Consider the following 15339-nt stretch of genomic DNA (forward strand, 5'->3'; position numbering starts at 1 on the left):
CCGAGGCCCGCCCGTGTTCGACCTTCGCGACCTGCACCTGCTGTCCGCGCTTGCGCGGCATCGCCATTTCGCCAAGGCGGCCGAGGAATGCGGAATCTCGCAGCCCGCGTTCTCGATGCGTATCCGCAACCTCGAGGATCGGCTTGGCGTATCCATCGTGCGCCGGGCCAACCGGTTTCAGGGCCTGACCGAAGAGGGCGAGATGATCGTCCGCCGCGCTCGCCGCATACTGGATGACGCCAAGGCGCTGGAGCAGGAGGTGCAGGCGATCAAGGGCGAGATCACCGGCACGCTGATCCTTGGCGTGATTCCGACCGCCATCGCCTTTACCGGACGCCTGATCAAACATCTGCAGGCAGCCCACCCCCGTATCCTGTCGCGGATCGAGACCATGTCGGCCACCGCGATCCAATACCGGCTGGACGAGGGCAGCATCGATGCCGGGATCACCTATGGCGACAGCATCGGCACCGACCTGCGCCATGTTCATCCGCTGTATGAAGAGACCTATGTGCTGCTCGTCCCCCAGCACATGACGCAGGAAGCCGGCCCGATCCCTTGGGCACGCGTAGCCGAGTTCCCGCTCAGCCTGCTGGAGCCGCAGATGCAGAACCGGCGCATTCTCGACAGGATTTTCGCCGAACAAGGGCTACATCCTCATGTAGTGGCCGAAACCAGCGGGTTCACCGCCTCGATGGTCATGGCGCGCGAAGGGCTGGCGGCAACGGTCGTGCCGCGCGTTCTGGTGCGGGCGCTGGGCGATCTGAAGGGGACGCGGGTTCTGCCTCTGGTCGACCCGGTGGTCAGCAAACCGATCTGTCTGGCGACCCTGGCGCGCGACCCGGAACTGCCGACGGTCGATGCCTTGCGACGGGTGGTGACGTCTTTGCGGTGATAAGCCGTCGTTATCGTGCCATTCGGTTTTGCGATTTGACGATATGAATTGCTGATGAGACACGGGGCCTCAATTCGGAGGGCATCATGGCACCATTGGATACCAAGCCATCAGGCGCGCCAAAGGGCGTCTGGAAGTCAGGTAAAGGCAAGGGGCGGCACACGCCCAAGGGCCGTCAGTTCACGGACGAAGCGCAGGCCGAGATTCAGCGCCTGCTGGGCGACCGCCCGCGCCGCCGCGACCTGCTGATCGAGTTTCTGCACCTGATCCAGGACACGCACGGCCATATCAGCGCCGACCACATCGCGGCGCTGGCCGTCGAGATGCGGATCGGTCAGGCCGAGATCTATGAGACCGCGACCTTCTATGCCCATTTCGACGTGGTCAAAGAAGGTGAAACACCGCCCCCCGCGCTGACCATTCGGGTCTGTGATTCCCTGTCCTGCGAAATGGCCGGCGCGCAACAGTTGAAAAAGGCGCTTGAAGACGGGCTGGACCCCTCCGAAGTGCGCGTTCTGCGCGCGCCCTGCATGGGGCGCTGCGACACCGCGCCGGTTTTGGAGATCGGGCACAACCATATCGACCACGCGACCCCCGAAAAGGTGCAGGCCGCCATCGCGGCCGGGGACACCCACGCCCATCTGCCCGAGTATGAAACCTTCGCGACCTATGTCGAGAACGGCGGCTACGCCAAGCTGAAAGAACTGCGCGAAGGCGGCGACTGGGAAGCGGTTCAGGAACAGGTTCTGGCCTCGGGCCTGCGCGGTTTGGGCGGTGCCGGGTTCCCGTCCGGCAAGAAATGGGGCTTTGTCCGCATGAATGACGGCCCGCGTTACCTGGCCGTGAACGGGGACGAGGGCGAGCCGGGCACCTTCAAGGATCGCTATTATCTGGAACGCACGCCGCATGTCTTCCTCGAAGGCATGCTGATCGCCGCCTGGGCGGTCGAGGCACAGACATGCTTCATCTACATGCGCGACGAATATCCAGCCGTTCTGAAAATTTTGCGGCGCGAGATCGCGGCGCTGGAACAGGCCGGGATCGTCGAGAAAGGTTATATCGACCTGCGCCGCGGCGCGGGCGCCTATATCTGCGGTGAAGAATCCGCGATGATAGAGTCGATCGAGGGCAAGAAGGGCCTGCCGCGTCACCGCCCGCCTTTCGTGGCGCAGGTCGGCGTATTCGGCCGCCCGACGCTGGTGCACAACGTGGAAACGCTCTACTGGGTGTCCAAGATCTGCCGGGAAGGCCCGGAAATTCTCAGCTCGGTTGAAAAGAATGGCCGCAAGGGGCTGCGCAGCTATTCGGTCTCGGGCCGGGTGGCGAAACCCGGCGTCTACCTGCTGCCGGCAGGCTCGACCATTCTTGACGTGATTGAGGCCGCCGGGGGCATGGCCGAGGGCCACGTCTTCAAGGCGTATCAACCGGGCGGGCCGTCGTCGGGCCTGCTGCCCGCGTCGATGGACGACATCCCGTTGGACTTCGACACTCTGCAACCGCACGGCACCTTCATCGGGTCCGCCGCGGTGGTGGTTCTGTCCGATCAGGACACCGCGCGCGATGCGGCGCTGAACATGCTGCGTTTCTTCGAGGACGAAAGCTGTGGCCAGTGCACGCCCTGCCGGGCGGGCTGCGAAAAGGCTGTGAAGCTGATGCAGGCCGAGACGTGGGACACCGACCTGCTGGAAGATCTGTGCCAGGTGATGGGCGATGCCTCGATCTGCGGTCTGGGGCAGGCGGCCCCGAACCCGATCCGCCTGGTCATGAAACATTTCGCCGAAGAAATCTGAGGGAGACAGCCATGCTTGACGCAAGCGAAACCAAGACCGTCACCTTCAACCTGAACGGCGAAGACGTGACGGTGCCCGAGGGCACCACGATCTGGGAAGCGGCCGACGGCAAGGGCCTGGTCATCCCGCATCTGTGCCACAAACCCGCGCCGGGCTATCGCCCCGACGGCAACTGCCGCGCCTGCATGGTCGAGGTCGAGGGCGAGCGTACGCTGGTTGCCTCGTGCATCCGCCCGGCGGCCGAGGGGATGGTGGTGAAAACCGACACCGACCGCGCCGAGAAATCGCGCGCGCTGGTGATGGAACTGCTGGTGGCCGACCAGCCGGAACAGCCGCACGATGCATCCAGCCATTTCTGGGACATGGCGAGGCTGAACGATGTCAGCGACAGCCGCTTTCCGGCGAAAGAGCCCGAGAAGATCCCGCTGCTGGATGACAGCCATGTGGCGATGCGGGTCAATCTGGATGCCTGCATCAACTGCAACCTCTGCGTACGCGCCTGCCGCGAGGTGCAGGTGAATGACGTGATCGGCATGGCCGGTCGCGGGCATACCGCGCAGGTGGTGTTCGACCAGAACGACCCGATGGGCGAGTCGACCTGCGTCGCCTGCGGCGAATGCGTTCAGGCCTGCCCGACCGGCGCGCTGATGCCGGCCACCGTGCTGGACGACCAGCAGTGCGGTGACAGCAAGGATTACGACAGCGAGACCGAAAGCGTCTGCCCGTTCTGCGGGGTGGGCTGCAAGGTCAGCCTCAAGGTCAAGGACGGCAAGGTCAAATATGTCGAGGGCGTCAACGGCCCCGCCAACGAAGGCCGCCTGTGCGTCAAAGGCCGGTTCGGGTTCGATTATATCCACCACCCGCACCGCCTGACCAAGCCGCTGATCCGGCGCGAGGATGCACCGCCCAAGGGGTTGAACGTCGATCCCGCCGATTGGAGCACGCATTTCCGCGAAGCGACCTGGGACGAGGCGCTGGACCTGGCCGCCAGGGGGCTGATGAAGCTGCGGGATGAGGATCCGCGCAGCGTGGCGGGCTTTGGCTCGGCCAAATGCACCAACGAAGAGGCCTATTTGTTCCAGAAGTTCATCCGCCAGGGCTTTGGCCACAACAACGTGGACCACTGCACGCGGCTGTGCCACGCCTCGTCGGTGGCGGCGCTGATCGAGAACGTGGGCTCGGGCGCGGTGACCGCGACCTTCAACGAGATCGAAAACGCCGATGTTGCGATCATCATCGGCGCCAACCCGATCGAGAACCACCCCGTCGCAGCCACCTATTTCAAGCAGTTCGCCAAGCGCGGCGGCAAGCTGATCGTGATGGACCCGCGCGGCGTCGGCATGCGCAAGTTCGCGACCGAGATGCTGCAGTTCCGGCCCGGCGCCGATGTCTCGATGCTGAACGCGATCATGAACGTGATCGTCGAGGAAGAGCTGTATGACAGCCAGTACATCCACCGCTGGACCGAGAACTGGGAGGCCGAGAAGGAGCACCTGCGCCAGTTCACCCCGGAAAAGATGGCCCCGATCTGCGGCATCGAACCGGACCAACTGCGCCGCGTTGCCCGGATTTTCGCCAATGCGAATGCGGGTCTGATCTTCTGGGGCATGGGCGTCAGCCAGCATATCCACGGCACCGACAATTCGCGCTGCCTGATCTCGCTGGCGCTGATGACGGGCAATGTGGGCAAGCCCGGCGCGGGTCTGCACCCGCTGCGCGGGCAGAACAACGTGCAGGGGGCCTCGGATGCCGGCCTGATCCCGATGTTCCTGCCCGACTACCAGTCGGTCACCGACGACGCCGTTCGGGCCAGGTTCAGCCGGGTCTGGAACTCGGGCGACTTCTCGAACGAGAAGGGCCTGACCGTGACCGAGATCATCGACCACGCCTATGCGGGCAAGATCAAGGGCATGTACATCCTGGGCGAAAACCCGGCCATGTCCGACCCCGACGTGAACCACGCCCGCGAGGCATTGGCCAAGCTGGACCTGATGATCGTGCAGGACATCTTCCTGACCGAAACGGCGAACTATGCCGACATCATCCTGCCGGCCTCGGCGCTGTATGAAAAGAACGGCACGGTGTCGAACACCAACCGTCAGGTGCAGCGCGTGCGCCCCGCGGTGCCGCCGCCGGGCGAGGCGCGCGAGGATTGGGCGATCACCGTCGATCTGGCGCAGCGCATCGGTCTGAACTGGGATTACACGGATGTCTCGCAGGTCTTTGCCGAGATGAAGCTGACGATGGCTTCGCTGGACAACATCACCTGGGAGCGGCTCGAGACCGAGAGCATCACCTATCCGTCGCTGTCCGAGACCGATCCGGGCCAGTCCATCGTGTTCGGCGACGGCTTCCCGCGCCCCGATGGCCGTGCGAAATTCACCCCGGCCAGCATCATCCCCCCGGATGAGGCCCCGGACGAGGAATTCCCCATGATCGCCACCACCGGGCGGCAGTTGGAACACTGGCACACCGGGTCCATGACCCGTCGCGCCAAGGTTCTGGACGCGGTCGAGCCCGAGGCGAACTGTTCGATGAACCCGCGTACGCTCAAGCTGATGGGGATCGAACCCGGCGAGATGGTGCGTCTGACCACCCGGCGCGGCTCGATCGAGATCATGGTGCGGGCCGACCGGGCGATCGCCGAGGACATGGTGTTCATCCCCTTCGCCTATGTCGAGGCGGCGGCGAACATCCTGACGAACCCGGCCATCGATCCCTATGGCAAGATCCCCGAGTTCAAGTTCTCGGCCATCCGTGTCGAAAAGATCGAGGACGCCATCGCGGCCGAGTAAGTCCTGCCACCACTCACCAAAACCCTGAAAGGGCGGGCCAGCGTGCCCGCCTTTTTCTTGGCTTGACAGATGCTTGCAGCCAGCCAACCCTTGGGCCGCGTAATCCCGGAGGAGTTCATGGCCCGCCGTTTCGTCGATCTGTCCGTTCCGCTGGAAACCGGCATCGTGTCGGACCCGCCGATCATGCTGCCGCAGATCGAATACATGAGCCACGACCAGACGGCCGAGCAGGTGATGGCCTTTTTCCCCGGCCTGAAGAAAGAGGACCTGCCCGGCGGTGAGGGCTGGGCCATCGAACGGCTGCAGATCGCCACCCACAACGGCACCCACCTGGACGCGCCGTACCATCACCACTCGACCATGAACCGGGGCGAGCGGGCGATCACCATCGACGAGGTTCCGCTGGAGTGGTGCATGAACCCGGGCGTGAAGCTGGATTTCCGGCATTTCGAGGATGGCTACGTCGTCACCGCCGCCGATGTCGCGGCCGAGCTGAAGCGGATCGGGCATGACCTGCAACCGCTGGATATCGTCGTGGTCAACACCTCGGCCGGCACCTGTTATGGCCAGCCGGATTACCTGATGAAAGGCTGCGGAATGGGGCGCGAGGCCACGCTGTACCTGACCGAGCGCGGCGTGCGCGTGACCGGCACCGACGCCTGGAGTTGGGACGCGCCCTTCCCGCTTACCGCGCAGGAATACGCGGAAACCCAGGATCCTTCGATCATCTGGGAGGGGCATCGCGCGTCGATGGAGATCGGCTATTGCCACATGGAGAAGCTGACCAATCTGGAAAGCCTGCCGCCCACGGGGTTCGAGATCTCGTGCTTTCCGTTCAAGATCAAGGGCGCCTCGGCCGGGTTCATCCGCGCGGTGGCGATCTTCGAGGAGGACGACGAATGACCTCGCAATCCAAACCCTTGGGCGGCCATGACGGCCCGTACCCCGTACCGGTCGAAATCACCGGTTTCACGGTCCAACCCGATTGGATTGACTATAATGGCCATATGAATGTGGGGTATTATGGCGTGGTGTTCGATCTGGCCTTCGAACGGCTGTTGGTCGATCACCTGGGCCTGGGCGAACCACAGGTCGCGGCGCTGGGGCAGGGGCCGTACATCCTGCAATCGCATCTGCATTTCCTGCGCGAGGTTCGCGAGGGCGAGGCGCTGGTTTTCCGGTTTCGGATGCTGGACGCCGATCACAAGCGCGGTCATTATTTCGCGCAGATGGTGTCGGCCGAAGGCGGCACGGTCTGCGCCACGCAAGAGGCCCTGTTCATGAATGTCAGCCACACGACAGGCCGGTCGGAATCCTACCCGGACTGGGCTGCGGCGCGGCTGGCGCGGATGGTGGCCGATCACGCGGGCCTGGAACCCGCGCCGCAGATCGGGCAGCCGATCGGCATCCGAAGGTCCTGATGGGCCCCGCTGAGCGACGCTTCAATAGTCGCGGTCGAAAAAGATGCCGATCCCGGTTTCCCCCTTGCCATCCACCGTGCCGCGAACGGTGACATTGTCAGTGACGTCAAGGTTCAGGTTCACCTCGGTATCGCCCTCGGTGTTCACGGTGAAATCAGTATAGAGGTTGTCGCTCAGATAGGCGCCGGCGCCCAGCCGCCCGCCGCCGCCTTCGGTCGCGCCGACATCGACCGTATCCAGCCCCGTCATTTCGCGGACGCCCTTTGTGGCATCGCCACCCGCACCGCTGAGCTGCGCCAGCGAAGCCGCCATCTGCGCGATCACGAAGGGCGACAGTTCGGAAAACCGGTTGCCGAACAGCAGCATGGCCAGCGCCTCTTCGGCCGGGCGTTCGGGGTCGGAAAACACGTCGACGGCGGGGGCGTCCAGCGGCCCGGCGATCTCGATCGTCGCGGTCCCGTCCGAGGTGCTGGCCGAGGATTCGAATTCGATATACGGCGTCAGGTCGCCCTGCAGGCTGACGATGCCTTTGGTCAGGGCCAGCCGGCGCCCGAGAATGTCCAGATTGCCCCGGATCAGGTCGATCTGGCCCGAAGGCACGACGGCGGCGGTGGTGCCCCTGATGAAGATCGCGCCGCCAAGCTCGGCGTTGACACCACGCCCGCGCACGAAGACCGCCTTGGGCGCAAGCAGGCTGATGTCCAGCGCGATGCGCGACTTGCCTTTCTTGGCGCTCTGGGTTTCGACCAATTGGGCCCGCTGGCGCGTGGCAAGGCTGGCGGCCGGTTCACCCACATGCTCGATCACCGGGATGGGCGCGGCGCCGACGGCCCCCGAGGCGGCCGCCAGGTTGATGTTGGTTTCGCCGAAGGTGATCTGCCCGGCCAGCGTGCTGTTGCCGGCCAGCGCACCGGTCATGGCAATCTGCCCGTTCAACGTGGTTTCGTACAGCAGGTTGTCGGTCAGCACCAGGTTGTTGATCGCGGTGGTGATCTGCGCATTGAAGGGCGGTGTCAGATCGACGGGGCCGCTGACGGTGAACCCGCCGCCCGCCCGCATGCCGCCATTCAACGCGATCGTCGCGCGGCTTTGGGCCAGATCGATCCGGCCGGTGATGCCGGTAATGGTCTGACCGGCGGTGGGGATGGCCAACGAAGTATCCGACGTCGTGACCGAGCCGCTGAGCGCGTCCAGCGAGGGCTGGCCCTTGAGGGCCAGATCGAACCGGGCCGAACCCTCGATCTTGTTCGGGGTAAGGAACGTATTAGCGATGCCAAGATTTACGCCGCCCTGCGCGGTGATGTCGGCCGTGCCCGCGGCCTCGGAATAGGTGCCTTTGACGGTGCTGTTGATCTCGGCCGGGCCGGTCGCGGTGGCGTCGATCGTCCAGACACCATCGTCACGCCGGGCATTTCCCGTGGCGGTGACGCTGCCGGGGAAGTCCGGCGCGAAACGTTCGATCCGGTCGAACCTGGCGTCAAAGTCAAGATCGGCGGACCCATCCGTGTTGACCGCTCCGACAAGCGCCGCGAATGAGCTGTCCGGCCCTTGCAGACGCGCCGACCCTTCCACCCCCGAAGCCGTGGGCGCCACGTTGCCGTCCAGTTTCAATGGCCCCGAAATCGTGTTCGAGACGCGCGCCAGATCGTCCAGAGCGGCCGAGAAACTCAGCCCGCCGGATGCCCGGTCCAACTGCCCCGAGGCATTTGCCGTCAGCGCGCTGCCCGCCAGCCGGAATGTGCGGATGTTCAGGCCCTGGTCGTCGTTCGCCGCATCCACGGTCAGGGTCGTGCGACCCGGCACCAGCGCGTCGGCCATCGCAACCCCGGTCTGGATGTCGTCGGCCCTGACGGTTCCGCGAATGTCGAAGGTCCGGCTGTCTCTCGCGGCCTTGCCCGACAGATCCACCGACACGGCCCCGGCCAGGGGGCGGCCTGCCAATGCCGCGAACATCGACAGGTTCGGGATTTCGGCCTTGGCCCGGCCATCGATGGCCAATGTCCCGGTTGGGTCGTCGATGGTGGCAGCGATCTCGGCCTGCGCGGCGGCGCTGTTCAGGCTGGCCTGCCGGATCTCGATCCGGTCGCGGCTGTACGCCCCGTCGAACGCCGCCTGAACACGGCCCGTCAAAAGCGGGTCGATCTGGTCAAGCCCGGTTTGGACATCGCGGGCGTCCAGGCTGGCGGTGCCGTCGAACGTCAGCGTTTGGACCGCCCCTTTGCCATCCACCCGCGCGGACAGCGCGCCGGTCAGCGGGCGCTGGGCCAGGCCCGAGAAAATCGACAGATCGGTCGCCTTCACTTCGGCCTGTCCGTCGAGCGTCAGGTTGCCGCCGGGGGTCGTCACGTCTCCGCTGGCCTGCGCGGTCAGGGTCTCGCCGTTGATGGTCAGCGCGCGGATCGTAATGCCCCCCGCATCGCGCCGCGCGTCCAGCGCGATGTCGGTCTCTCCGGCGATCACCGGGTCGATGTCGTCGCGACCGGTGGACAGATCGCGCCCCGCAACGGTCAGCTTGCCGTCGAAACTCCCCTCCAGCGGCGAGCCCGCACCCTCGACGCGCAGGCTGGCCCGCCCGCCAAGGTCCAGTTGCGCCAGGCCCGAGAACCGGGACAGGTCCGAAACATCGGCGGTGGCGGCTCCGTCGATCTTCAATCCGCTTGCCAACCCGCTGACCTGCGCGTCGGCCCGCATGGCATAATCGGTTCCGACCAGTTCGAACCCGGTCAGACCAAGCGTCTGGTCGGCGCCATAGTCGAACCGGCCATCCAGGGTGATCCGGTCGCCAACCGCCGCCTTCAAGGCGGGATCGGTCGGATCGACGCCGCCCAGATAGGCCTGAAGATCGCCGCTCAGGTCCAGGCCGTCGGTTTGCGTCAGCGTGCCCTGTGCCGTCAGCCGCGCCCGTGCGACGCGCAACTGTGGCGCGTCGATTGCGTTGGCGGTCAGGCTGAGATCCCAGTAGTTGCCGTTCTTCTGGTCGAACAGGGCCGAGAACTGGGCCGCGCCCACCAAGATATCCCCGCCGCCGAAGGGCAGAACCACCTCATCGCCTTCCGGCGGGGTGATCCGGCCCTGAACGGCTGCCATCTGCAAAGTGTTGCCTGCGGCAAGGTTCACCTGCGCCTCGAAGCGCAGCGCCTGCGAGGTGATTTCGGCCTTGGAGATTTCCATCGCCCCGTCCGGCAATGTCCGCCCGTCGATGAACAGGCGTGTTTGCGCGCCGAAGAACGGGTCGATTTCGGGGGCAAGAAACGGCCTGAGGTCGCCGCCCAGATCCGCCGTAAAGGCGATGCCGTCCTGTGCGGAGGTTTGCGTTTGTTCCAGCCCCCGCAGACGCACTTGGCCGCTGACGTGGTCAATCCCGTCGCTGCTCAGGCCGATATCGGCGGTGAAATCCGTCACCGGCCCCGACCCTTTGGCCGTCAGCCCCATGGCCGGGCTGTCGGGGATGTTCAGGGCCTGGGAAATCAGGCCGCCGGGCGCCTCGGACACGGTCAGGTCAAGGTCGATCTGGCGGCTTTCGTTCTGGAACCCGGCGGTCAGGGCGATCCGGTCGCCTTGGCGATCCAGTCGGTCGATGTCCAGCTTGGTGTCAAGCATGCCGTCGGCCAGCGTCAGGTTGCCGTCCACCGACAACTTGGCCGCGACGCCGATCAGCGGCTGACCAAGCGACAGGCTGTCCACCCGGAGCTCTCCGATTTCGATGGCGACCGGCAGTTCCGGCAGTTGAAAGGGCTGGGCCTCGGCCGTGGCGGTCGGTTCATCCGTCGTCGTCTTGCCGGGCGCGCGGGCGATGTCGATTTCCTGCGCCGTCAGGGCGTTCACGGAGAACCGTCCGCGGATCAGGGCCAGGCGGTTCCAGTCCAGTTCAGCGTTGCGGATGGTCAGCCAGACGCCGTCGTCATCGGCGACGGTGATCTCCTCGATCGTGGCGCGGGCGCTCAGCGCGCCTTGCAGCCCCACGACGCGCACGTTGCGATTGTCGCCCGACAGGGTGTTCTGAAGGAAATCGGACAGCATGCCGCCGCTTTCGGCCTCTTGCGCCGCAACGGGCCCCGACAGGGTCAGCGACAGGGCGACGATCGCAAGCGGATATGAAAGGTGGCGCGTCAAAATGCCTGCCCGATCCCGATGTAGAATTGCAGCCCGTTGCCGGTGTCTCCCTGGACGGGCACGGCCAGATCCAGCCGCAGGGGTCCAAACCCGCCCAGATCATACCGAACCCCCAGACCGGCGCCCGAATGGGATTCGGCGCCACTGCCGACGAAGGACGAGGTGTCCACGACACCATAGTCGTAGAACCCGACCAGCGACAGTTTCTCTGTCACCTTTCCACGGACTTCGCCGGACAGGCCGAGGAAGGATTTGCCGCCGGCGATGCCGGTTCCGACGGGCACGCCCAGGCTTTCATACGGCTGGCCGCGCACGGTGCCCGCGCCGCCCGAGAAGAACAGGAAATCGGGCGTGACCCCGTCGGCCGGCGGGCCGATCACCGAGCCCAGCTGGATGCGCCCGGCAAGCACCAGACGTCCGCCTGTGCCCAGGCTGGCATAGCCGCGCCCGTCGACATACAGCCGAATTCCCGTGTCGGTTCCCGACAGCCCGACGAACGGCATCACCTGGGCGTCCAGGTAATAGCCGCGCGTGGCGCTGACCTTGCTGTCGCGCAGGTCCCATTCGGACCGGGTCGGCAGGATGAAGTACCGGAACTTGCGGCCGCTTCCATAGGCGTCATCCGCGTCGGAAAAGGAAAAGCCCGCCGAGGCTTCGGCATAGAGCTGGTCGGAGAATGTCCGGCGGGCGCCGAAAGCCAGCGACGCGACGGTGACGGTGTAGTTGTCGGTATTGCGCCGTTCCAGCAACGCGCTCCAGAACGTGTTGTCATCGGGGCCCAGCCGGTCGGGCTGGTCCAGGCGCAGGCCCAGGCGGCCATCGATATCCTCGGACCCGCCGATGTTGCGGATCGCGGCTTCGAACCGCAGACGCTGGGCGCGTCTGAACACGTTTCGGTGGGTCCAGGTCGCCGTCAGATCCATCCCATCGCGCGAGGCGAGCTCCAACCCGAAGGTCAGGCGGCGCTTGGGCAGGTCCTCGAAGGTGGCGTCGAAATCCAGCGTGCCGTCGGGGTTGGGGGTTTCGCGTTCGACGATCGAAACGCTGCTGAACGTTCCCGTGCGGCGCAACCGGGTGCCGACCTTCTGCAGCTTGTCGGGCGAATAGACCTCGCCCGACGGGAAACCGGCGATTTTTTCGATCGACCTGTGCCGGACATCGGTGTCGCCTGCGATATGCATCTTGCCGAACCGCAGGCGCGGGCCTGGGGCCAATTCGATCCGAGCATCCAGTCGGGCCTGGGCGTGGCGGGCGATGATCTGCTGATCGGACAGGGCGGCCTTGGGGTGGCCCGCGTTTTTCCAGCCCTGCACCCCGGCCGAGGCGGCATCCTGGATCGCGCCGGTTGTTGCGCGCTTTCCGGTGGCAAAGTCTTCGGGCAGGTCGGTTTCGGGGGGCAGGGGGCGGATGACGGCGGTTCCGAAGGTAAACGCGGGCCCGGGAGTGATCGAGATCATCGCACGGTTGATGCGCGCCGGAACGTTCAGCGAGCTGAGGTCTGCGGCCTCGCGCCCATCGAGTTTGATGCTGACCGAAGGCCCGAAATAGCCCGCATCGTACAGGATCTGCACGATCGTGCGATAATCGGACAGGGCGGCCGAGAAGACCTCCAATGGTGTATCCAGGCCCCGCGACTCGGCGGTGATGACCGACGAGGTGTTTTCGATCTTCTTGACTACGTCCGGGGGCAGGCCTGGCGCCGACAGAGAAGTTTCCAGCGCCAGCAGGCTGTGCGGGGCCACGGCCAGCACCGCGCCAATGAACCAGCCCCTCAGACTGAACTTCCGCCTGCCTGCCCGCATCTGTCGGCTCCACCCGTACCCCGCATGCGGGTTTTCAACCACAAGGCGGCCCCCGCAACGTCCTTGTCCGGCATGTTAGAACATCGCGCGCGGGAAAGGGACAGAAATTATGGGCAAAAATGCGAAGGTTGGCGGCAACCCGCTATGAACCGGCGTTGCGGAACCAGCGCACGATGGCCGCGCGATCCTCGGGCTCCATGTAGGTCACGTTCGCGGGCGGCATGGCGTGGCTGATCCCCGCCTGCAGATAGATCTGCCTGGCGTTGCGCGCGATGTCGGCCTCGGTTTCCAGCAGAACGCCCTTGGGCGCCCACAGGATGCCGTCCCAGACCGGCTCGCGCGCATGGCACATCGAACAGCGGCCCAGCACGACGTCATGAGCGTCGTCAAAGCCGGGGGCCTCGGCGAACCGCTGTTCATAGGGCGTCAGCGGCTGCGCCTCGGCCTCTTCCAGCGGGTCGTGCATCGGGGCAGTGGACAGCCACATGATGGCGATGAACAGCAGAGCGGTGACGGCCCATGCCCAGGTCGGGTTGCCGGCCCGGGCGTGGCGCGTGTTGAAATAGTGCCGGATGGTAACGCCCATCAAAAAGACCAGCGCCGCGATGATCCAGTTGTACTTGGTCGCAAAGGCCAGCGGATAGTGGTTCGACAGCATCAGGAAGACCACCGGCAAAGTCAGATAATTGTTGTGGGTCGAACGCAGCTTGGCGATCTTGCCGTATTTCGGGTTGGGGGTGCGGCCGTTCTTCAGGTCGTCCACCACGATCCGTTGGTTGGGCATGATGATGAAGAACACGTTGGCCGTCATGATCGTGGCGGTGAAGGCGCCCAGATGCAGCATCATCGCGCGGCCGGTGAAGATCTGGTTGTATCCCCAGCCCATCGCCACCAGCAGAACGAACAGCAGCAGCATCAGCAGGGTCGGGCGCTCGCCCAGACCGGATTTGCACAGGAAGTCATAGATCAGCCAGCCCACGGTCAGCGAAGCCGCCGAGATCAGGATGCCCTGCCACAGCGCCAGATCGGCCTTTTGCGCGTCGATCAGGTACAACTCGCCGCCCACCCAATAGACGATCATCAGCAGCGCCGCGCCGCTGAGCCATGTGGAATAGCTTTCCCATTTGAACCAGGTCAGGTGGTCGGGCATCCGTTCGGGCGCCACCAGATATTTCTGGATGTGATAGAACCCGCCGCCATGCACCTGCCATTCCTCGCCATCCGCCGGGCCGGGGATGTCGCGGTTCAGGCCGAGGTCCAGCGCGATGAAATAGAAGGACGACCCGATCCACGCGATCGCGGTGACCACATGCAGCCAGCGCACGCCAAAGGCCAACCAGTCCCAGAACACGGCAAATTCAAACATCCATGGCTCTCCGATTGTTTGCCCGCACACTAGGCAAGCGGTGGTTTCTTCGGTATTCCCGCATATTGTCAAACTGTATCAAAAAAAACGATAAGATGTCCTATCTCGACAACATTCGCACCTTTGTCCGGGTCTATGATCTGGGCAGCATGTCGGCGGCGGGCCGCGATCTGCGGATTTCACCGGCGGTGACCTCGGCGCGGATTTCCCAGCTCGAGGATCATCTGGGCGTGCGTCTGTTCCAGCGTACCACCCGCAACCTGTCGCCGACCGAGCAGGGCCGGGCCTTCTATCCCGGCGCGGTGGCGGTGCTGGATGCGGTCGATCAGGCCGAGGCGCAGGTGATGCACCTGACCGAGGCTCCGCGCGGCACCTTGTTCGTGGCGGCGCCGCTGGGGGTGGGGCGGCGGTTGATCGCGCCGCAAGTGCCGGAATTTCTAAACAAATACCCCGAGATCGACGTGCGGTTGCGGCTGACCGACCGCTCGGTGGACCTGACGACCGAGGGGCTGGATCTTGCGTTCTTCATCGGCCTGCCCGAGGACAGCACCCTGCGAATCCGCAAGATCGCCGATTGTCAGCGCATCCTGTGCGCGGCCCCGGACTATGTCGCGCGCCGGGGCATGCCGCGATCGGGGACCGATCTGATCGCGGACCGGCACGAATGCCTGAACCTGCGCTATCCCGGCGCGACCGAGTTTCAATGGCTGTTGCAGACGCCCGACGGCCCCAAACGATTTGCCGTGTCCGGCCGGTTTGAGTGCGACGATGGCGATGTGCTGACCGATTGGGCGCTGGCGGGGCAGGGGATCGCGATGAAACCGGTTTTCGAAGTGGCCGAGCATCTGAAGGCCGGCCGCCTGGTCCCGGTGGCGCAGGACACGCCGCCCGTGCCGGTGCAGATGGCGTGCCTGTACACCCATCGCCGCCATCAGGACCCCAAGGCGCGCCTGTTCATGGATTTCGTGATCGCCCGGATCGGCGCGGTCGTCCGCCGGGCCGAGGCCTAGGTCACCGACTCATAGACGCGCGACCAGATGCGTGTTGCGGCGAGTTTGACTGGGGCGAGGAAGTTGGCGTCATGTTTCTCGTATCTGGTGGCGATGGCCCTGTAGTGCTTGAGCTTTGAGAAAAACCGTTCGATCCGGTTGCGCCGC

At 65.0% G+C, this 15339-nt stretch carries 9 protein-coding genes and 1 pseudogene; 6 read left to right on the forward strand and 4 right to left on the reverse strand.

Annotation, left to right across the window (positions count from 1 at the left end; translation table 11 throughout):
• Positions 1-13: 13 nt before the first annotated feature.
• From F3H26_RS08680 to F3H26_RS08700, 5 genes are all read left to right on the forward strand, one after another.
• Positions 14-895 (forward strand): LysR family transcriptional regulator, encoded by an 882-nt coding sequence (locus F3H26_RS08680; RefSeq protein WP_149775660.1) that lies wholly within the window; start codon positions 14-16, stop codon positions 893-895.
• Between the two features lie 86 nt (positions 896-981).
• Positions 982-2685, forward strand: a complete 1704-nt coding sequence (locus tag F3H26_RS08685; RefSeq protein WP_149775661.1) for an NAD(P)H-dependent oxidoreductase subunit E — start codon at positions 982-984, stop codon at positions 2683-2685.
• A gap of 11 nt (positions 2686-2696) precedes the next feature.
• Positions 2697-5480, forward strand: a complete 2784-nt coding sequence (fdhF, locus tag F3H26_RS08690; protein WP_149775662.1) for a formate dehydrogenase subunit alpha — start codon at positions 2697-2699, stop codon at positions 5478-5480.
• Positions 5481-5597: 117 nt separating this feature from the next.
• Positions 5598-6383 (forward strand): cyclase family protein, encoded by a 786-nt coding sequence (locus F3H26_RS08695; protein ID WP_149775663.1) that lies wholly within the window; start codon positions 5598-5600, stop codon positions 6381-6383.
• Entirely contained in the window at positions 6380-6901 is a 522-nt protein-coding gene (locus tag F3H26_RS08700) for a thioesterase family protein (RefSeq protein WP_149775664.1), read from the forward strand. Before F3H26_RS08695 ends, F3H26_RS08700 begins: the two co-directional genes overlap by 4 nt.
• A gap of 21 nt (positions 6902-6922) precedes the next feature.
• Here F3H26_RS08700 and F3H26_RS08705 read toward each other — a convergent pair whose 3' ends face one another.
• The 3 genes from F3H26_RS08705 to F3H26_RS08715 all read right to left on the reverse strand — a co-directional run bounded on the left by F3H26_RS08705 (position 6923) and on the right by F3H26_RS08715 (position 14182).
• A complete protein-coding gene (locus F3H26_RS08705; protein WP_149775665.1) occupies positions 6923-11014 on the reverse strand; it encodes a translocation/assembly module TamB domain-containing protein in 4092 nt (1363 codons plus the stop codon).
• The gene (locus F3H26_RS08710; RefSeq protein WP_149775666.1) at positions 11011-12816 is read right to left on the reverse strand and encodes an autotransporter assembly complex protein TamA; all 1806 of its coding nucleotides are present in this window, start codon (positions 12814-12816) and stop codon (positions 11011-11013) included. Before F3H26_RS08710 ends, F3H26_RS08705 begins: the two co-directional genes overlap by 4 nt.
• Positions 12817-12958: 142 nt before the next feature.
• Complete coding sequence (locus F3H26_RS08715) at positions 12959-14182, reverse strand: urate hydroxylase PuuD (RefSeq protein WP_149775667.1); 1224 nt, start codon at positions 14180-14182, stop codon at positions 12959-12961.
• Positions 14183-14277: 95 nt separating this feature from the next.
• On the opposite strand from F3H26_RS08715, the gene F3H26_RS08720 reads away from it, so the two are divergent.
• Positions 14278-15192, forward strand: a complete 915-nt coding sequence (locus F3H26_RS08720) for a LysR family transcriptional regulator (protein ID WP_149775668.1) — start codon at positions 14278-14280, stop codon at positions 15190-15192.
• On the opposite strand, the pseudogene F3H26_RS08725 reads toward F3H26_RS08720, so the two are convergent.
• Positions 15189-15339 (reverse strand): annotated as a pseudogene (locus F3H26_RS08725) (IS5/IS1182 family transposase); the annotation flags it as partial. The gene F3H26_RS08720 and the pseudogene F3H26_RS08725 overlap by 4 nt on opposite strands.

This window comes from Ruegeria intermedia, from assembly GCF_900129345.1.
Lineage (GTDB): Bacteria > Pseudomonadota > Alphaproteobacteria > Rhodobacterales > Rhodobacteraceae > Ruegeria > Ruegeria intermedia.